Origin of the sequence: Arthrobacter sp. MYb224 (assembly GCF_002975455.1) — a bacterium.
GTDB lineage: Bacteria > Actinomycetota > Actinomycetes > Actinomycetales > Micrococcaceae > Glutamicibacter.
Genome location: NZ_PCPU01000004.1, coordinates 174,747 through 198,061 on the forward strand (window position 1 = coordinate 174,747; position 23,315 = coordinate 198,061).

At 61.3% G+C, this 23,315-nt stretch carries 20 protein-coding genes, 1 tRNA gene and 1 other RNA gene; 13 read left to right on the forward strand and 9 right to left on the reverse strand.

The window, feature by feature from the left end:
- Positions 1–16 precede the first annotated feature (16 nt).
- Positions 17–1,054, forward strand: coding sequence for an alpha/beta hydrolase (locus CQ017_RS09340; protein WP_105553492.1), 1,038 nt, complete (start codon positions 17–19; stop codon positions 1,052–1,054).
- Here CQ017_RS09340 and CQ017_RS09345 read toward each other — a convergent pair whose 3' ends face one another.
- The 3 genes from CQ017_RS09345 to CQ017_RS09355 form a co-directional block, all read right to left on the reverse strand.
- Positions 1,055–1,627: a histidine phosphatase family protein gene (locus tag CQ017_RS09345; RefSeq protein ID WP_105553493.1), complete on the reverse strand. Its 573-nt coding sequence runs from the start codon at positions 1,625–1,627 to the stop codon at positions 1,055–1,057. It lies immediately after the preceding gene.
- 100 nt (positions 1,628–1,727) lie between these two features.
- Positions 1,728–2,363: an ABC transporter ATP-binding protein gene (locus CQ017_RS09350; RefSeq protein WP_105553494.1), complete on the reverse strand. Its 636-nt coding sequence runs from the start codon at positions 2,361–2,363 to the stop codon at positions 1,728–1,730.
- Positions 2,360–4,402, reverse strand: a complete 2,043-nt coding sequence (locus CQ017_RS09355) for a hypothetical protein (RefSeq protein ID WP_105553495.1) — start codon at positions 4,400–4,402, stop codon at positions 2,360–2,362. The genes CQ017_RS09350 and CQ017_RS09355 overlap by 4 nt, the downstream gene beginning before the upstream one ends.
- 457 nt (positions 4,403–4,859) lie before the next feature.
- Between CQ017_RS09355 and CQ017_RS09360 the strand changes: the two genes are divergently transcribed.
- Positions 4,860–6,188: an amino acid permease gene (locus CQ017_RS09360; protein ID WP_105553670.1), complete on the forward strand. Its 1,329-nt coding sequence runs from the start codon at positions 4,860–4,862 to the stop codon at positions 6,186–6,188.
- A gap of 60 nt (positions 6,189–6,248) precedes the next feature.
- On the opposite strand, the gene CQ017_RS09365 is transcribed toward CQ017_RS09360, so the two are convergent.
- Positions 6,249–6,905: a YoaK family protein gene (locus CQ017_RS09365; RefSeq protein WP_105553671.1), complete on the reverse strand. Its 657-nt coding sequence runs from the start codon at positions 6,903–6,905 to the stop codon at positions 6,249–6,251.
- Between the two features lie 90 nt (positions 6,906–6,995).
- Here CQ017_RS09365 and CQ017_RS09370 point away from each other — a divergent pair, with 90 nt between their 5' ends.
- On the forward strand, positions 6,996–7,652 hold the full coding sequence (locus CQ017_RS09370) for a DsbA family protein (protein WP_096285575.1): 657 nt from the start codon (positions 6,996–6,998) through the stop codon (positions 7,650–7,652).
- Positions 7,653–7,703: 51 nt separating this feature from the next.
- Here the strand turns inward: CQ017_RS09370 and CQ017_RS09375 are convergent, their stop codons facing one another.
- Both CQ017_RS09375 and CQ017_RS09380 read right to left on the reverse strand, forming a co-directional pair.
- Positions 7,704–8,336 (reverse strand): LytR C-terminal domain-containing protein, encoded by a 633-nt coding sequence (locus CQ017_RS09375; RefSeq protein WP_096285577.1) that lies wholly within the window; start codon positions 8,334–8,336, stop codon positions 7,704–7,706.
- Between the two features lie 65 nt (positions 8,337–8,401).
- Positions 8,402–8,701 (reverse strand): type II toxin-antitoxin system VapB family antitoxin, encoded by a 300-nt coding sequence (locus CQ017_RS09380; RefSeq protein WP_176484147.1) that lies wholly within the window; start codon positions 8,699–8,701, stop codon positions 8,402–8,404.
- A gap of 259 nt (positions 8,702–8,960) precedes the next feature.
- Between CQ017_RS09380 and CQ017_RS09385 the strand changes: the two genes are divergently transcribed.
- On the forward strand, positions 8,961–10,001 hold the full coding sequence (locus CQ017_RS09385; protein WP_096285581.1) for an isopenicillin N synthase family oxygenase: 1,041 nt from the start codon (positions 8,961–8,963) through the stop codon (positions 9,999–10,001).
- Positions 10,002–10,246: 245 nt separating this feature from the next.
- Here CQ017_RS09385 and CQ017_RS09390 read toward each other — a convergent pair whose 3' ends face one another.
- The 3 genes from CQ017_RS09390 to CQ017_RS09400 form a co-directional block, all read right to left on the reverse strand.
- Positions 10,247–11,014 (reverse strand): response regulator transcription factor, encoded by a 768-nt coding sequence (locus CQ017_RS09390; RefSeq protein WP_176484148.1) that lies wholly within the window; start codon positions 11,012–11,014, stop codon positions 10,247–10,249.
- Positions 11,015–11,090: 76 nt separating this feature from the next.
- The gene (locus tag CQ017_RS09395; protein WP_096285585.1) at positions 11,091–11,462 is read right to left on the reverse strand and encodes a VOC family protein; all 372 of its coding nucleotides are present in this window, start codon (positions 11,460–11,462) and stop codon (positions 11,091–11,093) included.
- A gap of 124 nt (positions 11,463–11,586) precedes the next feature.
- Positions 11,587–11,674, reverse strand: a tRNA-Ser gene (locus tag CQ017_RS09400).
- A gap of 187 nt (positions 11,675–11,861) precedes the next feature.
- On the opposite strand from CQ017_RS09400, the gene CQ017_RS09405 reads away from it, so the two are divergent.
- The 9 genes from CQ017_RS09405 to CQ017_RS09445 all read left to right on the forward strand — a co-directional run bounded on the left by CQ017_RS09405 (position 11,862) and on the right by CQ017_RS09445 (position 23,242).
- Positions 11,862–13,385 (forward strand): HNH endonuclease signature motif containing protein, encoded by a 1,524-nt coding sequence (locus tag CQ017_RS09405; protein ID WP_105553496.1) that lies wholly within the window; start codon positions 11,862–11,864, stop codon positions 13,383–13,385.
- A gap of 88 nt (positions 13,386–13,473) precedes the next feature.
- An RNA gene (gene ffs, locus CQ017_RS09410) (signal recognition particle sRNA small type) lies at positions 13,474–13,570 on the forward strand.
- A gap of 27 nt (positions 13,571–13,597) precedes the next feature.
- Positions 13,598–14,518 (forward strand): tRNA glutamyl-Q(34) synthetase GluQRS, encoded by a 921-nt coding sequence (gene gluQRS / locus CQ017_RS09415; protein WP_105553497.1) that lies wholly within the window; start codon positions 13,598–13,600, stop codon positions 14,516–14,518.
- 9 nt (positions 14,519–14,527) lie between these two features.
- Complete coding sequence (locus tag CQ017_RS09420; protein WP_105553498.1) at positions 14,528–18,109, forward strand: DNA polymerase III subunit gamma and tau; 3,582 nt, start codon at positions 14,528–14,530, stop codon at positions 18,107–18,109.
- Between the two features lie 115 nt (positions 18,110–18,224).
- Positions 18,225–18,842 (forward strand): recombination mediator RecR, encoded by a 618-nt coding sequence (gene recR / locus CQ017_RS09425; protein WP_105553499.1) that lies wholly within the window; start codon positions 18,225–18,227, stop codon positions 18,840–18,842.
- Positions 18,843–18,999: 157 nt separating this feature from the next.
- Positions 19,000–20,607, forward strand: a complete 1,608-nt coding sequence (locus CQ017_RS09430) for a DHA2 family efflux MFS transporter permease subunit (protein WP_258133569.1) — start codon at positions 19,000–19,002, stop codon at positions 20,605–20,607.
- 5 nt (positions 20,608–20,612) lie between these two features.
- Positions 20,613–21,083 (forward strand): MarR family winged helix-turn-helix transcriptional regulator, encoded by a 471-nt coding sequence (locus CQ017_RS09435; protein ID WP_105553500.1) that lies wholly within the window; start codon positions 20,613–20,615, stop codon positions 21,081–21,083.
- Positions 21,084–21,231: 148 nt separating this feature from the next.
- Positions 21,232–21,783: a hypothetical protein gene (locus CQ017_RS09440; RefSeq protein ID WP_105553501.1), complete on the forward strand. Its 552-nt coding sequence runs from the start codon at positions 21,232–21,234 to the stop codon at positions 21,781–21,783.
- Positions 21,784–21,955: 172 nt separating this feature from the next.
- Positions 21,956–23,242 carry an aspartate kinase gene (locus tag CQ017_RS09445; RefSeq protein WP_096285600.1) on the forward strand — a complete coding sequence of 429 codons (1,287 nt, stop codon included), beginning with the start codon at positions 21,956–21,958 and terminating at the stop codon, positions 23,240–23,242.
- Positions 23,243–23,315: the final 73 nt, after the last annotated feature.

The following is a 23,315-nucleotide window of genomic DNA, read 5'->3' on the forward strand; positions in this document are numbered from 1 at the left end:
CCCGTAGGATGTTTCCATGGCCTTCCAATTTCGTTCCCCCGCCGCCGGCCGCTGGGAGGCGGACCTCCTGGGCGAGGGCTTCACCCGGCGCACGCTCCCGCTGTCCGACGGGTCAACCGCGACGCTGATCCGCCACCGCCCGAAATCCGCGCGGCCGCAATTCGCCCCGCCCTTGCGCGGGCTGGCGATCCTCTACGTGCACGGCTGGTCCGACTACTTCTTCCAGCGCGAATTGGCGCAGTTCCTGAGCACCGCGGGAGCCGACTTCTACGCGCTGGATCTGCGCAACTACGGGCGCAACCTCACCGCGGACAGCACCCCGGGGTTCATCACCGACCTGGAAGACTACTTCGAGGAATTCGATGCGGCGCACCGGATCATCTCCAGCGCCCACCCGGGAACCCGCTTCGTGATGCTCGCCCATTCCACCGGCGGGCTGAGCGCCGCCCTGTATGCCGCGGCGCACCCGGCAAAGGTGGACGCGCTGGCGCTGAACAGCCCCTGGCTGGAATTCCAGGCCTCCGAGTTGGGGCGCACCGCCCTGGCGAAGCTCCTGGCGGTGGCCAGCGGGCGCAATCCGCACCGGAACCTGCCAACCATCGACCCGGGCTTCTACACCCGCACCGTCTCAAACCGCTTCGAGGGCGAATGGGACTATGACCTGCAATGGCGTCCGGCCAACGGATTCACGCTCAGCACCGGATTCATCTCCGCGGTATTCGCCGCCCAGGCGAAGGTGAAAAAGGGGTTGGAGCTGCGCCAGCCGGTGCTGGTGATGCTCAGCGCCCGGGACTACCTGCTGCCGCGCTGGAGTGACGCGGCCACCCGCTCAGATGTGGCGCTGAACGTGCAGGTGGTCGCGCAGCGCAGCATCAACCTGGGCCGCGAGCTGCACCTGGTGCGGCTGCCCGATGCGCTGCACGACGTGTTCCTCTCCGCCGCGCCGGTGCGCTCCGCGGCCTACCTGCGCCTGGGTTCCTGGTTGGCCACGGTCAAGAACCGGCAGGCCGACTCGTCGCTTGCGCGCAGCGTGCGGCGCACCGTGGGCGGCTAGCTACGGTGCGGTGACCGGAGGCTGCGGCACCCGGTCGTTGACCAGTTCCAGCTCCCAGCCCGCGGCGCGGCGGGCGAGGATCGCCACCGAGCCGTTGCGGATGGTATCCAATTTGTAGCCGGCGAAATGCGAGAGCGTGTAGCGGATGATCGTGCCGTGGCAGACCACCGCGACGTTCTGCCCCGGGTAGTCCGCGGCGATCTGCTCGATCGCCCGGCGCCCGCGGTCCACCACCGATTCCAGCGCTTCGATGCCCCCGCCCAGCTTGCCCGGCCAGCGCTCCGCCGCCTCGGTCTCCAGCACCCCTTCGCCCTCGCCGTAGTCCCGCTCGATCAGCAGGTCGTAGGCCGGGCCGAGCTCCAGCCCCAACCCGTCGGCAATAATCTGCGCCGTTTCCCGCGCGCGGCTCAGCGGGGAGGAGACGATCGCGTCCCAGCGTCCGGCGCCGAGCACCGCCACCGCCTCGCGGGCCTGCCCGCGCCCGGTGTCGTTCAAGGCGATATCGCTGCTTCCCTGCAATCGGCCTTCGAGGTTCCAGCGGGTCTGTCCATGCCTGATAAATCCGAGTTCCATAGGGCCATTCTGCCACCGGGGGCCAACATAATTAACGCGTCCCAGGTGCCTGCCCCTGAGTCCGGCCTCTATTCTGACCCAAACCGGTGACAGCGTATACCTAGCTCAATTCCAGAACCGTGTCGCAATGGTTCATCACAGCCGTCGAATGCGTTGCGATTAACACGGTGGCTCCCCCAGCTGCGATATTACGAAGCTCCTTCATCACCATGGACTCATTAGTGCTGTCCAACGCGCCGGTAGGTTCATCAGCTAAGACTAGCGCAGGGCGTTTAACGATCAGTCTGGCTAAGGCCACCCGCTGTTGTTCGCCACCGGAAAGGGAATAGACCATCTCTTTACCCCGCCCGCCGAGACCTACATGTTCCAGGGCTCCGTCAAAATCGGTCGTTCGGATCTTCGCTTTTCCCGCAGGTGCCAATGCAACTTCGAGGTTATCCCGAATCGTTGAGCTTTCGATCAGCGCATAGTTTTGGAACATGTAACCCAATGAGTCCCGCCGAAAGCGCCGTTGTTCTTGGCTGGAGAATGCCGAAATTTTCTCACCACCAACAATGAGGCTTCCGCCATCTAGTCTTTCAAGCAGGCCTAGACAGTTCAAAAGAGTCGATTTCCCTGATCCAGAAGCCCCCATCACCGCCATCAACTGCCCGGTCGGCACGCTAAAAGTCAGGTTACGAAATAGCGTCTTGGAACCGAAAGATTTCGTGGCCCCGTGAACTTCGATAGTGCTCATGCGGTTTCCTCACTATGGGTACGAATCAGGCGTTGAGTCTTAGCGTGCACCACAGCAAAAAGCAGCAACAGATTAATAAGGGCGACACCCAGAACCACTACAGGCTGCCATTGGGCGACGGCCAAATCACTGGCTGCATGGGACACCTCGCCGAAGGACTTCGCACGAACAGCAGTCCAAATTCCTGTCACCGCCGCCCATCCGACGGCTAGCGCTAAGACAACAGCTTCACCTTTGATGAGCCACCGGTGGGTGGACCAGAAAGACCAGCCGTTCAGATATCGCACCAAGATCGTTTGCGCATTGGACCGGACATGAATCTGCGCCATTCCAACTGCGGTAGCGAGGAGCACCAGCAGTGCTACGACGGCGCATACTGCCTGAAAGCGAAGTCCTTCCTGGCGCGTCGCGGATTCGTCGGCGGCCATTTGAGCGATCGGGAGGTAGGCAGAAATCCACGTTCCCAAGAATTCTGGGGGTGTATCGATTCGGGCTTGTTCTGCATCCGCCATCAAGACTAGTCCTCTGCTGGCTTGCCCCATGTATTCATCGTCCGCGATGAACCCGGAGTTGGCACCGATACCGACAACGATAGCGTTATTCAGATGACTTTCCTTGTTTGGGCGATCGGCCGCGCTGCCGTAGAGGAAGTGTCTCTGAGCATCACGCAGCGTCACAGTACTTATCGTGGGTAATTGGCTACCCCCATAGTTTTCCAGCAGTGCACTTTCCACCTCTTCAGCCGAGCGCTTGGAGTATTCGGGGACCATAATGACAACTTCGTCGTCCGGGACACTGGTTATTTGCTGCCCTTGCGCATCAAGGACTCGGTTGCGTTGCAGATAGCCTCGGTTGACTAGCAGCACCTCGTCTTGAAGCGTGGTGTCTGCCGAGTGTTCTGCCAGCGTGCTCACCATGATGGTGTGCCCCAGACGGTCTTGCTCTTTAAGCCAAATCCCAGTGTCGAAGGCTAATTTGTCTATCTGTTGCGGAGCAAAAAGTCCCTCAAAGACAATCTTTGCCACGTTGCCTACGTCGGCTAAAGAATCCTGGTTTCTCTGTGCTTGCGCGGCCGCGCTACTGGCAGCGAATGCCGAGGCGATAAGTGATACCGCCAAGATGATGCTCGGGATTCGTAGAATATAGGTGGCTGGCACCGCAACCTTGAACCCGAATTTTCCTTTGATCGCGTCGAGAATTTTCACGTCGAACGCCAAATGTAGCGCCCCAATATGCAAACATGTGATGACCAGCAGCATGAGCCCCACGAGGCTGAACGCCGTTTCCAGATATCTCCCCAGCTGGTTCCATCCGTTGTATAGCAGTAGCCCCAGCAATGCTGCCGTGAAGCCCAAGGCAAGAATGACCGTGATGGCAACTATCTCTTGCCGGGAATCTCGTTTTAAGGCTGTATTGATGGTGCCGCCATGCAACCGTAAAATCGCGTAGTGCTTGGCCCGTGAAAGAACCGAAAAACCGGTCAATAAGGCCACGAGCAATAAGGCAACGATCGTTGCCGGCCCTAAGAAGCCAAAGAAAATTTCGCCGGCAAGGGCCGGAAATGAGGTGCCGGACTTGTACGTCTCTACCGAATAACCCAACTCGGTGAAGTCTTGCTCAACCATGCGCAGCGCGGCCGAATTGCCGAAGATGAAGTACTCTCCGCGCGGATCCATCCCATCAAGGTCAGTTGCTGCGTGAACGATAGTGCTGACGCTCTGGCTGAATTGCGGGAAACCGGTGTCCAACCACTGCGCCTCTTTTTGGGCGTTGTTGCCACTGGCCAGATAGAGGTGACGCACCGATGCATCATGCAAGTCACGATTTTCACGCACGATGATTGAGCCGGACTCTGCAGCGGATCCCTGGACCAGTTCGCATAGTCCTTGGTTGCCGGACATAGTCTCCGTACCCGAGACGAGAATTCTGCTAGCGCCCGCCAGCGTCGACTCATCAATGGACTTTGTAAGCATAAAAGACACAAATAACGAGTACAGAAGGGCTACTGCGACAGCTAGTCGTAGTCCGGTATTTTTCATTTGTTCTTTCTGCCGGCGGTTGTCTCCGGTTGCCGGAGTCCGAACTCATGCGATCCGCTGTCTACCATTGCTCCGCACAACATACGCGCTTCAATATACCTGAGCTGGATCTATTGAACTTTGGCACAACACGTTGCTGACCAGATAAAACGTCTTTATTCACAGCACACAAGGAGCGGTCAATGATCGATTTTTGAACTGCTCCCGCTTAATCATCCGAACATCGCGGAATCAGTGGTCTCCCCATCGCAGATGAGCTATCTCACGATAGAGCTTGGCCACAAACAACCCCGTCCAGCATCATGCACCACGTAAAATTCTTGAGGCACCAGCTGGCTTGAACCTTCAAGTCTCCGGCCGCAGATCACATGCACCTCAAAGTAGATCCGAGTATTTCATCGTGACCGATATCAAGGCGTCCCTCGCCCGCGGGCTCACGGCCCGCCACATCCGCTTCATGGCCCTCGGCTCGGCCATCGGCACCGGATTGTTCTACGGCTCCTCCGCCGCCATCCAGGCAGCCGGCCCGGCCGTGCTCTTCGCCTACATGATCGGCGGCGCGGCGGTTTTCATCGTCATGCGCGCCATGGGCGAGATGGCCGTCAAGCATCCGGTCTCCGGATCCTTCGCCCACTACGCCTCGCGCTACCTGGGCCGCTTCGCCGGGTTCGTCACCGGGTGGACGTTCACCTTCGAGATGGCGATCGTGGCGATCGCCGACGTCACCGCCTTCGGCATCTACATGCGCTTCTGGTTCCCGCAGGTGCCGCAGTGGATCTGGGTGCTGGCCGTGGTGCTGCTGATTGCCGCGATCAACCTGATGAAGGTCAAGGTCTTCGGCGAAACCGAATTCTGGTTGGCGGTCATCAAGGTCACCGCGATCATCGCGATGATCGTCGGCGGCGCGGCGCTGATCGTCTTCGGCTTCAGCGCCCCGGACGCCGAAACGGCCACCGGCTTTGCCACGCTGATGAGCGCCGGCACGCTGTTCCCCAACGGCTTCATGGGCCTGCTGCTGTCCTTCGCGGTGGTGATGTTCGCCTTCGGCGGCATCGAAACCATCGGCATCACCGCCGGCGAAGCGGAGGATCCGGGCAAGTCGGTGCCCGCGGCGATCAACACCGTGCCGTGGCGCATTCTGCTGTTCTACGTGGCTTCGCTGGCGATCGTGATGATGCTCTTCGACTGGCGCCAGATCGACGGTTCGGCCTCGCCGTTTGTGCAGATCTTCGACGCGCTGGGCCTCCCGGCGGCCGCTCACGTGCTCAACGCTGTGGTCATCACCGCCGCGGTGTCGGCGATCAATGCGGACACCTTCGGCGCCGGGCGGATGATGTTCGCGATGTCCCGCGAGGGCCACGCGCCGGCTTCCTTCGCGAAGATCTCACGCCACGGGGTGCCGTGGATGACGGTGCTGACCATGTCCATCGTGCTGCTGGTCGGCGTGCTGCTCAACGCCCTGCTGCCCGAATCGCTGTTCATGATCATCGCCTCGATCGCGACCTTCGCCACCGTCTGGGTGTGGATCATGATCCTCACCTCCTATTTGGCGATGCGCCGCCAGGAAAAGTCCGGCGTCGTGGTGGACCGCGAATTCGCGGTTCCCGGGGGCACCGCCAGCGCCTGGATCGCGCTGGTATTCATGGCCTTCGTGGTGCTGCTGTTGGCCCTGAGCGCCGAGACCCGCATTGCGCTCTACGCGGGCGCCGGCTGGCTGGTGCTGCTCGCGGTGGCTTACAAGTTCCTGGTCCGCACTCCGCAGGCCGGGCTGGTTTCCAGCAAATAAGTTTCGGAGAACGCCACATGATGCACCCGCGGACCGCTCCGGTCCGCGGGTGCATCGCGGTTAAATGGTGGTGCTATCCATCCGGCGTTCGCGCCACAGCCCGAGGCTGGCCCAGGCCAGCATGCCTCCGGCCACCAACCACAGGGCTGACAATCCCAGCTGCAGATAGGCGAAGGCCCCGCAGACCGAGCCGAGGGTGATCATCGCCCAGAGGATCGCGTAGGGCACCCATAGCGCACGGTTGGCCCCGGACAGCGCCCCGGCTAGGTGCTGGCCGAGTTTCACCAGCGTGCCGGTCATATAGGTCAGTCCCAGCGAGACCTCCCCGGAGCGCGTGTAGCTGACGTTGACCGCGCCCATGGCGGCGGCCAGCAGGCAGGCGGTCAGCACATTTCCGGCCGCACCCAGTACGGCCGCGCACAGCAGCAACGTGGCGGATAGATACATCACCCGGGGCCGCCGGTAGCGTCTGGCCCGGGCGGAAAGCAGGGTTGCGAGCATGACTCCGAAGACAAAACTCGCCACGAATCCCATGGCCAGCAACCATCCGCTCGCGTCCCCGGTGGCCAGGGCCGCGGAGGACCGGGTGGAATTCCCGGACATGAAGGAGAGGAAGTACCCGGAGAAGTGCAAGAACCCCACCCCGTCGACGAAGCCCGCCATCATGGTGATTCCGCCGGCAAAAATAACGCCCTTATAGCTCAACGACTTGGCCATCATCCTCCTGACGGTGCATAGGTTCTGCCTATTCCATCTTGCCATCGCCGCGGCGGGAATGTTGCACGGCGGCTAATTGTTGAAGCTTTCATGAGTGAAAAACGAGTCCGTGTGGACATCTGGTCCGATATCGCCTGCCCCTGGTGCTTCATTGGCAAGCGCCGCTTCGAAAAGGGCGTTGAACAGTTCGAATTCTCCGAGAACGTCGACGTCTTCTGGCACGCCTACCAGCTGGACCCCACCCTTCCGGAGCGCTATGACGGCGACGAGGTGCAGTACCTCTCCGAGGTCAAGGGCATGGATCCCGAGCAGGTCAAGGGGATGCTGGCGCATGTCACCGAACAGGCGGCCGGCGAAGGGCTGGACTACAACTTCGACGCGCTGCGCCCGGCGAACTCCTTCACCGCGCTGCGCCTGCTGGAACACGCAAAGACCGAGGGCAAGGGCAGCGAGCTGAAGGAGACGCTGCTTTCGGCGCACTTCGAACGCGGCCTGGACACCGGGGACCGCCAGGTTCTGTCGGCGCTCGCGGCCGAGGTGGGGCTCAACGCGGCGGCGGTGCGGGAGACCCTCGGATCGACGGCCTACACCGAGGAAGTGAACGCGGACATCGCCCAGGCACGCCAGTTGGGCATCAGCGGAGTGCCGTTCTTCGTGATCGACGGCAAATACGGGATCTCCGGGGCGCAACCGGCCGAGGCCTTCACCAATGCGCTGACCCAGGCGCATGCCGGAGCGGTGAACTAGCTTCGCGCACCGGCTGAGCGCACTGACAGCCCCCGGGGATCTTCGCCGCCGCTATTCCGACTCGGCGCAGTGCAGCTTTCCGGGGGCGTCATTGAGCTTTCGTTCCTTCTCCAGCCCCTCGAACTTCGCCCCGACCTCCAGGTCGATGCGCGCGTCACGGCGTTCCTTGTCGAAGACGAACACCGCCCCGGGCAACTGGCGCTGAACGCTCAGCGCCTGGGCATACCCCTTGGGGCCGGCGATCACCGCACCCACCTCGTCGGCGTAGTCGCTCGCGGATTCGGTGATCGAGGTGATGGTGAAGCCGCGCTCCTCGAGCGTTTCGGCGGTCGCCCCGGCCAGCCCCGGTTTTCCGGTGGTATTCAGCACCCTGACCTGCACCGAGGCCGGATCCTGCACCTTGAACTCAACGTCGGGGCATACCGGATTTTCGATGTCGACCGGCGCATCGGCCACCGCGTCCTCCACCGGCTCCTGGGCCAGCGGCCAGTTCCCGGTAAAAATCAGCACCGCGGCCACAAAGCCGAGCACAACGAGCGATGCCATCACGGAGAACACCACGTTCTGCCGGGTGCGGCGGCGTTTCTTGGCCTGCAGATCCGATTGGAAGGCTAGCTCGGATTCGCTGACGATATGCTGCCCATGCCAACTGCTTGGATCACGACGATCCTTCGGCTCGGTCATTGGCCTACCTTCCCTGCGCACCTTTCGGCCTGCGCCCTGAGGCTATCTTGATCCGAGCCTACCCGTTAGGCGTCCAAATCCAACACCCTTGCGTGCAGCACCGATCGATGGTGCAAGGCCGAGCGCAGCGCCCGATGCAGCCCATCCTCCAGATACAGCGTTCCCTGCCAGAGCACCACGTGGGGGAAAAGATCTCCGTAGAAGGTCGAGTCCTCCGAGAGCAGCGCCTCCAAATCGAGCACAGTTTTCGTGGTCACCAGTTCGTCGAGCTTCACCTGCTGCGGCGGAATTTCGCTCCACTGCCGAGAGGTAGTTAATTGATGCTCTGGGTAAGGGCGCGAAGCGCCAACGGCTCGGAAGATCACCTTCCAAGCATATGGAACCCCACCGGCAAAAACACATTCCCAGGCGTTGGGGCGCATTATTCATCGCGGACGCCTAGCGCGTGAACAGGTGACGGGCAGTGCCGAGAACACCCGGCGAAAACCCCTTGGAAGATTCGCCAGCGCGTAGCTTGCGCCTCTATGAAGCAAAAAGCAAGGATTGTTACGACGGGAGAAACTTGGAGGAACCCGGCGTAACGGACGCTAGTAACAATTGAGTTTTTGGGTGCAGTCTAGGGATATGAACAACGTAGTCACCGAGATCCCAGTCCTCGACATCTCAACCTCACGCAACGCCGACGGAAGCTTCAACGAAGCCTTCGTCGCAGCACTGCGCGATGCCGCGCACCGCGTAGGGTTCTTCCAGATCGTTGGCTACGCCTCACATGCGAACCAAGACCAGGAACTGCTGGATACGATTGCCGAGTTCTTCAAGAAGCCCGTCGCTGAGAAGATCAAGCTCGATAACCGCAACAGCGCCCAGTTCCGCGGCTACACCCGCATGGGCACCGAAATCACCCGTGGCCGAGCCGATGCCCGCGAGCAGATTGATTACGGACCGGAGCGCGAGACCCTGTCCGAGGTCCCTGCCGACAAGCCTTATTTGAACCTGCAGGGCCCCAACCAGTTCCCGGCAGATTTCCCGCAGCTTGAGGAACGTGCCCTGGCGTGGGCCGAGCTGATGAACCAGACCGGCCACGAGCTGCTCTCGGCCATCGCAGTGGGCCTGGGCCTGCCCGAAGAGCACTTCGACGAGCCATTCGCTGACACCCCGTCATGGATGGGCAAGCTGGTGCACTATGTTTCCGGCGACGTCGTACCCGACGCCGGCAACCAAGGCGTGGGCCTGCATGCGGACTACGGCTTCGTGACCCTGCTGCTTCAGGACCAGGTTGGCGGACTGCAGGTGCAGCCCTACGGCCAGGAGGAATGGATTTCGGTGCCTCCGACCCCGGGCGCGCTGGTGGTAAATCTCGGCGAGATGCTCGAAGTGGCCACCGACGGCTATCTGATGGCCACCATCCACCGAGTGGTCGCCCCGCCAGCTGGCGTCGACCGCTACTCTGTGCCGTTTTTCTACTCCCCGCGCCTCGACGCGGTGGTCGACAAGGTGCAGCTTCCGGCGGAGCTTGCGGCCGTAGCCCGCGGCGTATCGGATGATCCGCATAATGCAATGCTCGCCTCTTACGGTGCGAACGTTCTCAAGGGCTGGCTACGCGCCCACCCGCAAACCGCTGCCATTCACTACCCGGAACTGAGCAGCAAAAAAACCAGCGCTTAGCCGCAGGCGGCCCCACCATGCGTGAAGGCTTCGACTTGGTATTGCGCTACCATTTCGAAGCCTTCACGCACTTAAATGGGTACCAGTAATGATTGCCGCCTTGCGCGGCAGCCAGTTAATCCCCCAAGATCCAACCTCATTCGGCACAGCACCCCTATGGCACAAGGCCATGGTGATTATTCTGCTCGATAATCCTCAAGGGTTGATTATCGAATGCTCAAGATCAGCTCAATGTTTCGCTGCGGCTAGGAACGCGAGTTCTGCTCGCCGACCATCCGGTATCCAACCCCGCGCACCGTCTCGATCCACAGTTCCGTTCGCGCCGAATCGCCCAGTTTTCGTCGCAGATTTGCGATATGCACTTCAATGCTTCGCACGGCGGCGGGTGACACGTATAGATCCACCGCACCTGCCCCATCCTCGTCATTCAGCATTCGGGCCAGTTCCTTCTTGCTCCGCACATGCCCTGGGTGCAGCAGCAACGCGCGCAGCAAGGAAAATTCGGTAGCGGTCAGCTCCACCGGCTCTGCATCGATCATTACCTGCCACGTCACGACGTTCAACGTGAGATTCCGATGGCTAAGTATCCGACCCGCCTGGCTCTCGCCTAAGGCCAGCAACCTACTGGTGGTGGCCTGGCGGCGCACAAAGGAATCGAGTCGCGCCCTGAATTCCCGCTCACGCAACGGCTTGGCCATCACGCCGTCGGCCCCCGCGTCAAAGGAGTGCACTACGTCGAATTCTTCATCGGAATCAAGCACCGCAAGCAAATGGGCACTAACGCGATTCGAGAGTCGGCGCAGGGTCTCATGGCCGTCGATGTCCCGAAGTCCGGAGCCAACCACAATCACCTGAGGGTTGATTCGTTCGGCTAGCTCTACTCCAATTTCTCCAGAGGACGTCTCGTGCACGACAAATCCAACTTGTTTTAGCAGGCGCGACAACACCGCGCGAACCTCAAACTCGTGCTCGATAACTACGGCTTTACGGACGTCCCCTGCCAAGCTAGCCACAACCCCCATTTGGTGACACGGATCACGCATTGCGTGAAGATCCATGCTACCGGATGGAGGCGTTCTTCGCGTCTGCCTAGGCCTCCTGCTCCGACAAAACGCAGAATTCATTGCCTTCCGGATCAAGCAAGACGATCCATGGGAAATCGCTGGATTCGACTTCCGCATATTTCGCTCCGAGCCCCAAGAGCCGCTCAACCTCTTCGTCTTGCGTGCAGTCGACCGGGCGCACATCAAGATGTACGCGGTTCTTGATGGTTTTCTCCTCCGGCACCTGAGCGAAGGCCAAGACCGGAGCATGCGAATCTTTAGTTGCCTCGGCAGGACCTATCGTCACCAGGCCAGCTTCTTCGCTGAGCACCGAATAATCGAAGACCTCGCCCCAAAAACGGGCGATCAGTACCGGATTCTTGCAGTCAATGGCCAGTTCTGCGAACCTGCAACCCATTTTCAATCTCCCACATGACGGAGGAAAAGCGATTTGCTGTCCCCTCGATTACCTTATGCGTCGGGATACTACTCCCAAGCCCGGGCTTAAATGCGAAAACCCCCGATTTCTCGGGGGTTTTCTTTGGCGGAGGATAGGGGATTTGAACCCCTGAGGGCGTTAACCCAACACGCGTTCCAGGCGTGCGCCATAGGCCGCTAGGCGAATCCTCCTCAGTTTGCTCCGTGGAGCAGGTACCAGCATATCTAAATATCTCCACAATCACGAATCGAGGGCGTTGTGGGTTCAACTACGCGTATTTTCAGCAAAAAATTGGCGAAATTTCGGGGATTATCTAGTTTATCCACATCTGGCACGCGTCCACCAAAGCCCCTTTCCGCGGCGCTGGATACTTAAAACATGAACAAACGAGAGGTATTTCATAGCGGCGATGATCCTCATCGGCTGCATATAAGTCCGCCGGGCACCAGAACCGATCCAGGTACCGACGGCGTGTGGGCTGCCCACGTTGAGCAAGAAACGATCTTCGCGAAGCTAGCAGCAACTATCAAGAGCCTTCATGAGCAGGGCAGGGCAATCGAACCAGCCACCGGGCTCAAACAACTGGAAACCCTTGGTCGGATACGCAGTATGTTGGATGCGGCAGAAGCTGCTTTGCTGGCCGATACCTACGAGCTGACTAGCAAACAAGCCGCCTTGTCCGGCACTCAGGACCCTTTAGTCGAAGACACTTTGCAAACGCAGTCTGCAGTGCATTTCGGAATTGATCCCGAAGCGGAACCTTTGGTTCGTTCGTCATTCATTTCCGAGGCATCTGGTGCACTGCGGCAAAGCGAACGCATAGTCCAAGGCAAATTATTCAACGCCGAGGGGCTTCGTCACCTCTGCCCCGATACCTTGAACGAGCTAGGAAAGGGCGCCATCACCACCAAGAGCGCCACGGAGATCGTTCACCAGGCGCAGGACCTTGAGCCCGAGAACGTGCAACAGATGCAAGAAGTACTCTTGCCGATCGCTCGCACCGGCTCGGATCGCACGGTGAAGGATCGTGCTCGCAAAATGCGTGAACGTTTCTTGCCAGAACCTGCGGAGACGAGACATGAAAAAGGGCGTGAATCTCGTTCGGTGATCTGGTGGCCGGAGGCCGACGGCATGGCCGTGCTTCAAATTCGACTTCCAGCCGAGGATGCCTTGGCAATCATCAACACCATCAACTGGCACGCCACGAAACATGATGACCCTGATGATCTGCGCAACGAGCAACAACGCCGCGCCGATATTTTCCGGGACGCTTTGCTCGATGGCTGGCCGGCCGGAAACGGCACTCCGCTCAAAGCGCGGGTGGCCTTGACCATCCCCGCCTTGCAAATGCTCGCAGATCCGACTCGAACGTTGGCCGATCTGGAAGGCTACGGGCCAATCGCCCTAGGTGCAGCCTTGCGACTGGCAAAGGATGCTCCTTCGCTGATGACGGTGCTCACCGACCCTTGGTCCGGTGCCGTCATCGACGTCGGGCGAAAGAAGTACCGCCCAACGAAAGCCCTCAAGGACCTCCTGCGATTACGGGATAACCACTGCAGGTTCCCTGGTTGCAACAGACTTCCGGATTCCAGTGAAATCGACCATGTCGATGACTGGGCCAAAGGCGGGCATACGAACCGCGACAACTCGCAGCTACTGTGCAAGCGGCACCAAATGTATAAGCACGCCTTAGGTTGGCAGGCCACATACATGGCCGACGGTTCGGTCAATTGGCGTTCGCCGAACGGAATCTTGCAGGTTGAGCTACCGGGTAGCGTCACCAGCGTGCAGAACTTCGACTTTGAACGGAGCCAAACCCCGATGCTCCCCGCCTCGGAATTGCCTGCTCGAGTTCGCCGGATTCTAGGTTGGTTTGACCCGCCGGATTCGAAAGCCGGGTGACATAGCCTCCTTCCTTTCAGGGGTTGGATTGAGAGCAAGCGCACGGCTACCGATTTTCATCCACCCCCAACTTTCGGGTAGTATCTTCTGTGACCCCTCGTGTGGTGTCATCCTGTTGAACTCCCCCAGGACCGGAAGGTAGCAAGGGTAGATGGGCTCTGGCAGGTGCATGAGGGGTCTTTGATTTTTCTAGCAAGCCGAATGGAGTTCGCGTGGGCGTTGGTCGTTTCGCCCCAAGCCCGACCGGGCAACTCCACCTGGGCAATCTGCGCACCGCAATTCTTGCTTGGCTTTTTGCCCGGTCCACCGATCGGCAATGCCTTCTGCGCATCGAAGACCTTGACCGAGTGCGCTCCGGCGCCGAGGAGCAACAGCTTTCGGAGTTGGCTTCCATCGGCTTGGAGTTCGATGCTCCCGTGGTCCGCCAAAGCGATCGCCTCCCCATTTATCTCGAAGCAATCCAAGCTCTTCGCGAAAACGGCTTGGTCTTCGAGTGTTTTTGCACGCGCAAAGACATTTCAGAGGCTGCCAGCGCGCCGCACGCGGCACCCGGCGCATACCCCGGCACGTGCCGAAATCTCACTGCCGAAGAACGTGCCGAAAGAGCCCGACAACGGCCGGCTGCTCTGCGCCTTCGTTCCACGGTTGACCAGTTCACCATTCACGATGAGCTTTTCGGGCCTTACACCGGCGTGGTGGATGATTTTGTGTTGCTGCGCAATGACGGCTCCCCCGCTTATAACCTTGCAGTGGTCGTTGATGATGGCGCCTCCGGCATTGACCAGGTTGTTCGCGGTGACGATTTGCTGTCCTCCGCCCCACGCCAGGCATACCTAGCGCAGCTGCTCGGATTGCCTATTCCTACGTACGCCCACGTCCCGTTGGCATTAAACGTTCAAGGCCAACGTCTGGCTAAACGCGATGGTGCGGTTACGCTCGAAGACCTTTCCGAAAAAGGACTAAATGGCGCACAGATCCGCGCCTACTTGTTAGAGTCATTGGGCTTGCCCGGCACGTCTTTGCAGGCAGCTTTGGACTCCTTCAACCCTTCAGCTTTGCCTCGCGAGCCTTGGGTCGTAGAACCAGAATTTATTGTTGACCAGTTGATGCCTCCGGCATCGCACAACCGATAGGGTACCGGTGTGAGTACAGCGCTTTATCGCAGATACCGTCCAGACACTTTCGCCGAGGTCATCGGGCAGGAACATGTCACGACCCCGTTGATGACTGCGTTGGAAAAGAACCGGGTCAATCACGCGTACCTGTTTTCCGGTCCGCGCGGTTGCGGCAAAACGACCAGCGCACGCATTCTGGCGCGTTGCCTGAACTGCGCGCAGGGGCCGACTCCTACCCCGTGCGGCACCTGCCCCAGTTGTGTCGAGCTGGCAAACGGCGGCCCCGGTTCCTTGGATGTCATCGAGATCGACGCCGCCAGCCACGGTGGTGTCGAAGACGCCCGTGATCTGCGTGAACGTGCGACCTTCGCGCCTACCCGCGACCGCTACAAGATTTTCATCATCGACGAGGCCCACATGGTCACCTCGGCGGGCTTCAACGCCCTGTTGAAGATCGTCGAAGAGCCACCACCACATATCAAGTTCATTTTTGCGACGACCGAACCGGACAAGGTCATCGGCACCATCCGTTCGCGCACCCACCACTATCCGTTCCGCTTGGTGCCGCCCGAGGCACTGCTGGCATACCTCAAGACGCTCTGCGAACGCGAAAACGTAGTGGTCGCCGACAGCGTGCTTCCGCTGGTGATTCGCGCCGGCGGCGGTTCGGTGCGCGACACCCTCTCGGTGCTAGACCAGTTGATGGCTGGTGCCCGTGAAGGAGGCGTGGACTATGAGACCGCCATTGCCTTGCTCGGCTATACCCATTCCACGCTGCTCGATGAGGTCATCCTCTCCCTGCACGAGGCCAACGGCGCTTCGCTCTTTGGCGCCATCGACCGCATCATTCAAACCGGCTTGGATCCGCGACGTTTCGTTGAAGATCTGTTGGAACGCATGCGCGATCTGATCATCGCCAAGGCGATGCCTGAAGGCCTGGAGAAAATTCTGCGAGGCACCCCAGCCGATCAACTGGAGTCGCTGCACATGCAGGCCTCGCTGGTCGGCGCCGGTGAACTGAGCCGTTGGGCCGATGTGACCAACCAGGCGCTGACCGAGATGACCGGCGCGACCTCTCCGCGATTGCACTTGGAACTGTTGGCGGCGCGTTTGATGCTGCCTGGAGCGGAAAACTCGGCGAGCTCTTTCGCCGCACGCCTCGATCGCTTGGAACGTCATGCGATGACCGGCGGCGCGCTTCCAGAGCTCCCGGAAGGCGAAATGCCAACGCAGTCATCGGGCGTTGCCCCCTCCCCCGCGGCGGCCCGCCAAGGAGCGGCCGCGGTACGCGAGGCCCTTGCCGCCGCGAAGTTGCGCAATGGCGGCGTCGAGCCGGCAGCCCAGGAACAGTCCTCCGCCGGCACTCCCGTAACGCCGGCGCAGCAGCCCAGCGCCTCCCAGCCCCAGACGCAGCCGACCGCGCCAGCTCAGGCGCAGCAGGAACAGAAAGTTGCCCCTAGCGAGCAACAGAACGTCCAGCCGCGGGAGCAAGAACCCGCGCCACGCGAACAGCAGCACCAGGAAGCACGAGCTCAACAGCCTTCGCAGGCGCAGCAACAGCCAGGTCAGCCTCGCGAACAGCAGCCGCCGGTGACGCAAGAAGAGCCAGATATTAACGCTCCGCTGGATCCGGACGCCGCCCGTTCACTCAACACCGGCGAAGCGGCCGATTGGGGAGCCACCTGGGGCCCGAAGGAAGACTTGAATCCGGTCACCACTCCGGTGCAGCCGGGTCCGAGCGTTCCCGAAGCTCGTCCGGAAGGCGTCGCGCCGTTCAGCCTGGTTCCAGATCCGGCCGCAGGGGAAGACTTGTCCTTCGGTACTGGTGTTTCCATCGATGACGTGAAGCAAAATGCGGCGATGGCCGAGTTCACTCGCCGTGCGGCTGAAAATCGTCCTCAGCAAGCCCCGCAGCAGGTTGACCCTCGCCAGATGCAGCAGCAACAGCCGCAGCAAGATCAACAAGCTCAAGGCCAAGCGCAGCCTCAGCAGCAGGCGCAGAACCAGGCACAGGAACAGGCAGCCCACGAGGCACGCCGCCGCGCCGAGGAACAGGCAGCTCGCGAGCAGGCCGAACAACGTGCCGCAGCGGAACGGGCCGAGCAAGAAAAGCTCGCACGCGAGCAGGCCGAGCAACGCGCCGCTGCAGAACGGGAAGCTGCAGCACAGCGTGCTGCCCAGGAGAAGGCGGCACGCGAGCAAGCCGAAGCGCAGCAACGCGCACAAGCCGCTCGAACTGCCCAGCAGCAGGCGCCACAGCAACCGGTCCAGCAATCCACGCCGCCAGCACAGCAGTCGAATGCTGCCGGGGCATCGGTTCAGCAGTTCCAGCAGGCCTGGCCGGCGGTCTTGGAGCAGCTGCAGTCAAGCTCCAGGGTGCTCCATTCCATGGTCGCCAACTATGGTTCGGTCGCCGGTTTCGATGGCCGCACGCTGACGATCGCGTTCAGCAATACCGGTCCGATTGTTAATCTGCGCAATCGTCCGGACATGATGCAGATATTGGTAGGCATCCTGTGCCAGGTGGCAGGCCAACAGATCGAAGTCGTACTTGCCGAGGGCGGATCGGCACCCGCCGGTGGTGGTTCCCCAAAAGGTGAACGCCGGCCAACACCGGCGTCCTCCCCAGCAGCAGCCACCAACGTACAGGCTCCGATCGCTGGGGTAGCGCCCAACGCTCCGTCGCGCCCGCAACCAGCCGGCGCTCCGGCTCCGGCTCCGGCTCCGGCCAGCAAGCCATCGCCATCAGGTGATTCGGGGTACGTCAGCAGTTACGACGATGTGCCGCCTCCGCTGGACGAGCCGTATATGGACGAGCCCCCGTACCCCGACGACGGGTACGGCACGTCTGGCAGCCCAGCGCCGCAGGCTCCCACCGTTCCGGCGACGGGCTCAGCGGCAAGCCCGCAACCAGCAAAGCCGCAGGAAGCTAGCGCATCATCCGAACTCGCTGCGGCCGTGCTGGAACCCGTGGCTCCAGCGCCGCGAGGTACCGCTCCGCGCTCCTTTGACGGCCCCCCGGTGGCCCCGCGTCCCCGGCTGACCGCCGGGCTCAGCGCACGCCAGGCAGAGGTGGGAGCCCCGGTAATCTCGCGTCCGGTTTCTTCCACACCGTTGCATCCGGGCAGCACCACCGATACCTTCGAGTCCAAGGCGATCCGCGAGCCGGAGCCGGAGGCACCAACGCCGGCGCCGGTTGCCCCCGAGCCTGTTCGGGTGGCACCGCCGAAGCCTTCCGTGCAGCCTGCCACCGAGTCCGCTCCCGCATGGGGCGCACCCGGCGAACCGGCCGAGCAGCCAATTGCCGAGGCCCCGGCGCCGACCGCCGGACAGCGGCTCAGCCGCTACCAGCAGCTGATGAGCCAGGCCAAGGACAGCGCTCCGGCAGTGCCGGTGGAAAGTTCCGCCAGCAACTGGGGCACGCCGGATCGCGCCCAGCCTCCGTCCCCGGCCCCAGAGCCGGAGGAGTTCACGCCCAGCGAAGACGACATCGAGGTCGAGGATTCGGCACTCATCGGCGTCCCCGCGGTAGAGCGGCTGCTCGGCGGCATGGTCATCGAGCAGCGTGACGTTAACGGAAATGTCGTGGAAATTAAGCGCGGGCTCTAACCGCCAAACTGTCTAGGTGAGACACTAGGGTATAGGACGGTGGGATACCACCGCAGGCCAATTATGGCACCGCAAGATCAATGGACGTTTGAGCTGTCAGGAAAGTGGGCATTAGGTGTACGAAGGTGCTGTTCAGGAACTGATCGACGAGCTCGGTCGGCTACCCGGCATCGGTCCTAAATCGGCGCAGCGCATCGCTTTTCACATTCTCGATGCCGACGCCGAGGATATGACGCGCCTTGCCGCGTCCATCCAGCAGGCCAAGGAGAAGGTCCGCTTCTGTGAGATCTGCTTCAACATTTCCGAGCAGAACACCTGCGGGATCTGCCGCGACGAGCGCCGCGATACCAGCCAGATCTGCATCGTCGAGGAGTCCAAGGACGTGCTCGCCATCGAGCGCACCCGCGCCTTCAATGGCAAATACCACGTGCTGGGTGGCTCGATTAATCCGATCGCCGGGATCGGCCCGGAACAGCTGCACATTCGTGAGCTGGTCACCCGCCTGGGTGACAGCTCGATCACCGAGCTGATCCTCGCCACCGACCCGAACCTGGAGGGCGAGGCCACCGCAATCTATCTGGTGCGTCAGCTCAGCCCGCTGGGCATCAAGATCACCCGTCTGGCTTCTGGCCTGCCCGTGGGTGGCGACCTGGAGTACGCCGACGAGGTCACCTTGGCCCGCGCCTTCGAAGGGCGACGCAACACCATCGCACCGAGCACTTCACGGGCCTAGGTTCCCTGCCACACGAGCATATTTCATGCTGCCCGGTCCATCACCAGATGGTCCGGGCCTTCTTGTCTGTGGACTCAACCACATTGGTTGATAATGGTCAACTATCGACATATAGTTGATATCAGTCAACTTTATCTTTGAGTCCTTTGGAGTCCGCATGACCGCAGTAGCACCGGTCGAAAAACCCAAGATGAGCCACCGGCAGATCATGCAGTCGCTGACCGGTCTGCTTATGGGCATGTTCGTTTCAATCCTTGCAGGCACGGTAGTGTCCAGCTCCCTCCCGGTAATCGTTTCTGACCTGAACGGCAGCCAGACGGCGTTCACCTGGGTGGTTACCGCCACCCTGCTTGCCACCACAATTTCCACCCCGATCTGGGGAAAGCTCGCCGACCTGGGCAACCGCAAACTGCTATTGCAGATTGCCCTGGCCATGTTCGTGCTTGCCTCCGCGGCCGCCGGCTTCGCGCAGAACACCGAATTCTTGATCTCCATGCGCGTGATCCAGGGCCTGGCAGGCGGCGGCATGGGCGCGCTGAGCCAGATCGTGATGGCAGATATCCTCTCGCCGCGCGAACGCGGCAAGTACATGGGCCTGTTCGGGGCCGTTATGGCGCTGGGTACCGTCGGCGGGCCGCTGATCGGCGGCTTCGTCACCGACACCATCAACTGGCGCTGGAACTTCTTCGTCGCGCTGCCTTTCGCCGTCGTGGCAATCATCTTGATCCAGCGCACGCTGAACCTACCAGCCATCGCCAAGCGCAAGGTCCAGATCGACTACCTAGGCATCATGCTGCTCGCCTCGGGCGTGGCAATGCTGCTGATCTGGCTTTCCATGGGCGGCAGCCAGTTCGAATGGAACTCGGCCACCAGCTACCTCATGGTGATCGGCTCGATCATCCTGCTGGCAGTCTTCGTGCTCGTCGAGTTCAAGGTTGCAGACCCGCTGATCTCCCTGCAGCTGTTCAAGAACCGCACCTTCACCTTCGCGGTGATCGCCTCGCTCGTGGTGGGCATCTCGATGTTTGGCACCTCGGTGTTCCTCAGCCAGTACATGATCATGGCCCGTGGTGCCACCGCCACCCAGGCCGGTCTGATGACCTTCCCGATGATGGCCGGCCTCCTGGTCGTCTCCACCATCGCCGGCGCACTGATCTCGCGTTACGGTAAATGGAAGGCCTTTGTGGTCACCGGTGCCGTACTGCAGGTTATCGGCCTGTACCTGCTGGGCACCATCCACTACGACACCGCCTTCTGGCTGGTGGGCCTCTACATGTTCATCCTCGGCGCGGGCGTAGGCCTGGTCATGCAGAATATGGTGCTGGTGGTGCAGAACTCGGTGGATCCAAAGATCCTCGGCGTCGCTTCCTCAGCGGTCACCTTCTTCCGCACCTTGGGCGGCACCGCAGGCACCGCAGGGCTGGGCGCAATGCTCGCGGTCACCATTCCGAATATGATCGCCGAGCGCCAGGGCGAGCTGACCAACGCCATCGCCTCGCTGGGCGACAAGGCCGCCGAGGTCGGTGCGGCGCTGAGCTCCGGTTCCCTGCCGACGATCTCCACGCTGCCCGAACCCGTGCGGATAATTCTCGAATCGATCTACGGCGATGGAGTGGCAGGCTTGTTCGCCTTGGCCGCGCCGCTCGCGCTGATCACCGTCGTCGCGGTGATCCTGCTGCCTAACCAGCACTTGAACACCAAGACCAATACCGAGCGGCTGGCCGAGGAATCCGACGCTTCTTCCACCGCGGATACCGACGCCTAGCCACCGTGGATACCTTGGATGAAGCGCAGCCGGAGACCCGGCGCGGGGTGCTATTCGACGACGCCGAGCAAGAACTGTTCACCTTGATCTCGGTGACCGCCAAGTCGCGACGCACCCTTGCCGCCCGGCTCGATGAAAGGCTGCCGCCCGCGGCGGTGCCGGTGCTGGGAATGATCCTCAAATGCCAGAGCATCACGCAGTCCGAAATTTGCGAGCACCTCATGACGGACAAGGCCACACTTTCCCGCCTGGTCACCCGCCTCGAAGAGCTCGGACTGGTCAGCAGGCAGGTCGATGAAGCCGACCGCCGGGTCTCCAACCTGCTGCCCACCGAACTGGCCAAGGAACGCTGGCACGGATGGCTGCAGTCCTGGCGCGAGGGCTTGCGCGAACGCATTACGCAGTGGTCCGACGACGACTTGGATCATTTGGTTGGCTTGCTCGGCAGGCTCAACACGGATTTGCGCGAACTGTGAACCATTGGCGCGGAGCCGCGGCCTTCGGTGAAGGCCGCGGCTCCGCGCCATTTGCGCGCCCGGATCGGCTGATGACCCGGCAGCGACCTTGGCCGCCAGGCTACATGCGGGCTGGTTAGTCCTTGGCTGCAGTGGCTACACTCGTTTCATGGCAATCAAGGGCAGCAATATCGAGGCAATCGCCAAGGCCACCGGCACCGGGTGGGACCAATGGGTCAGCCGGCTCGAAGCGGGCGGAGCCAGCGAGCTGGCGCATAAACCGCTCGCCTCGCTGGCCTACGAGATGATGCCCGCCGAACTTTCCAATCCCGGTTGGTGGGCCCAGTCCGTGGCCATCGCCTACGAGCAGCACATCGGACGCCGGGTCCCGGGCCAGTCCAGCGACGGCACCTTCAAGGGCTCCGTTTCGGCCACCATGGCCGCCGATCTGGACGGCGCCCTGGCTCGCTGGGTGGAGGCCGTCGGCGTGCGAACCGACTTCAACGGCGCGCAGCTGGTGGGGGAAGCCTCCGTCAGCGGTTCGGATCGATGGCGGTATTGGAAGGCCGAATTCAGCGACGGAAGCCGGGTGAGCGTGAACATCTCACTCAAGGGCGACAAGGCAAGCGTAAGCGCTGAGCATTCACGGCTCTCCAACCCTCAGGTATTGGATGGCTGGAAGTCATTTTGGCGACAAATCTTAGCCACAGCGCGCAAATGACCCGCATTTCCAGGCATCGAAACACCAAAGGCTAGGCAATATGACCAATGGTTACCTTCACAACTAGGTGATGCACCCGCGGTACTGACACAATTATCTACGGTAGATATGTCGCATCTGTGCTGGCAGCACGATGCGCATCAACAACTTTCATCAGTTGGAGTGTGCGCCCATGGGCCTGATAGTTCAAAAATTTGGCGGTTCGTCCGTATCCGATGCCGAAGGCATCAAACGCGTCGCGCGCCGAATTATTGATACCAAGGCGCAGGGCCATGAAGTCGTTGTGGTCGTTTCCGCAATGGGCGACTCCACCGACGAACTGCTCGACCTCGCGGCCCAGCTCACCGAGGACGCCCCCGCTCGCGAAATGGACATGCTCCTTTCGGCCGGCGAACGCATCTCCATGTCGCTGCTGGCCATGGCCATCGACCAGTTCGGCGAGAGCGCGGTCTCCTTCACCGGATCGCAGGCGGGGCTGATCACCGACTCAACCCACGGCATGGCACGCATTATGGAGGTTTCTCCGCAGCGTATCCGCCGCGCCATCGACCGCGGCTTCATCGCGATCGTCGCCGGCTTCCAAGGCATGAGCAAGGAATCGAAGAACATCACCACCATGGGCCGCGGCGGCTCGGACACCACCGCGGTGGCCCTTGCGGCCGCCCTCGGCGCCGATGTCTGCGAGATCTACACCGACGTTGACGGCATCTACACCGCCGATCCTCGCGTGGTCGGTGCCGCGAAGAAGATCGACGAGATTTCCAGCGAGGAAATGCTGGAGATGGCGGCCAGCGGCTCCAAAATCCTGCACCTGCGCTGCGTGGAGTACGCCCGCCGTTTCGGCGTGCCGCTGCACGTGCGCTCCTCATTCAGCACCAACGAGGGCACCTGGGTGCTCCCGGACCCCAACGACAAGATCAAGATTCAAGAGGGAGAACCCTTGGAACAGCCAATCATCTCCGGTGTTGCCCACGACCATTCGGAAGCCAAGGTCACTATCATTGGCGTGCCTGACATCCCGGGCAAGGCAGCACAGATTTTCGGGGTTATCGCGGCCGCGCAGGCAAATATCGACATGATCGTGCAGAACATCTCGACTCGCGGTACCGGCTCCACCGATATCTCATTCACCCTGCCGATGACCGAGACCAAACGGGTTCTCGCGGCGCTGGAAACCTCCCGCGGCGAAATCGGCTTCGAGGATATCGAGCACAACGACGAGGTCGGCAAGCTCTCGCTCATCGGTGCGGGCATGCGCTCGAACCCAGGAGTTTCCTTCACCTTCTTCGAGGCGCTGCACCAGGCCGGGGTCAACGTGGACATGATCTCCACCTCGGAGATCCGCATTTCGGTGGTAACCGACGCGGACAAGCTCAATGACGCGGTCCGCGCCATCCATACCGCTTTCGATCTGGACACCGACGTGGAGGCCACCGTGTACGGCGGCACCGGACGCTAAATACCAGCGAAAGCGGCGGCGCAGATCTTGAGGATCTGCGCCGCCGCTTTTTAATGCAGCAGTTACGGTGGCG

Excerpts from the sequence above, each read along its gene's own strand:
- CQ017_RS09345 (WP_105553493.1), bottom strand. The coding sequence starts at position 1,627 with ATGGAACTCGGATTTATCAGGCATGGACAGACCCGCTGGAACCTCGAA.
- CQ017_RS09360 (WP_105553670.1), top strand. The coding sequence starts at position 4,860 with ATGGCCCTCGGCTCGGCCATCGGCACCGGATTGTTCTACGGCTCCTCC.
- CQ017_RS09340 (WP_105553492.1), top strand. The coding sequence starts at position 17 with ATGGCCTTCCAATTTCGTTCCCCCGCCGCCGGCCGCTGGGAGGCGGAC.
- CQ017_RS09365 (WP_105553671.1), bottom strand. The coding sequence starts at position 6,905 with ATGGCCAAGTCGTTGAGCTATAAGGGCGTTATTTTTGCCGGCGGAATC.
- CQ017_RS09350 (WP_105553494.1), bottom strand. The coding sequence starts at position 2,363 with ATGAGCACTATCGAAGTTCACGGGGCCACGAAATCTTTCGGTTCCAAG.
- CQ017_RS09430 (WP_258133569.1), top strand. The coding sequence starts at position 19,000 with ATGACCGCAGTAGCACCGGTCGAAAAACCCAAGATGAGCCACCGGCAG.
- CQ017_RS09440 (WP_105553501.1), top strand. The coding sequence starts at position 21,232 with ATGGCAATCAAGGGCAGCAATATCGAGGCAATCGCCAAGGCCACCGGC.
- CQ017_RS09355 (WP_105553495.1), bottom strand. The coding sequence starts at position 4,402 with ATGAAAAATACCGGACTACGACTAGCTGTCGCAGTAGCCCTTCTGTAC.
- CQ017_RS09405 (WP_105553496.1), top strand. The coding sequence starts at position 11,862 with ATGAACAAACGAGAGGTATTTCATAGCGGCGATGATCCTCATCGGCTG.
- CQ017_RS09445 (WP_096285600.1), top strand. The coding sequence starts at position 21,956 with ATGGGCCTGATAGTTCAAAAATTTGGCGGTTCGTCCGTATCCGATGCC.
- CQ017_RS09375 (WP_096285577.1), bottom strand. The coding sequence starts at position 8,336 with ATGACCGAGCCGAAGGATCGTCGTGATCCAAGCAGTTGGCATGGGCAG.
- CQ017_RS09370 (WP_096285575.1), top strand. The coding sequence starts at position 6,996 with ATGAGTGAAAAACGAGTCCGTGTGGACATCTGGTCCGATATCGCCTGC.
- CQ017_RS09385 (WP_096285581.1), top strand. The coding sequence starts at position 8,961 with ATGAACAACGTAGTCACCGAGATCCCAGTCCTCGACATCTCAACCTCA.
- CQ017_RS09395 (WP_096285585.1), bottom strand. The coding sequence starts at position 11,462 with ATGGGTTGCAGGTTCGCAGAACTGGCCATTGACTGCAAGAATCCGGTA.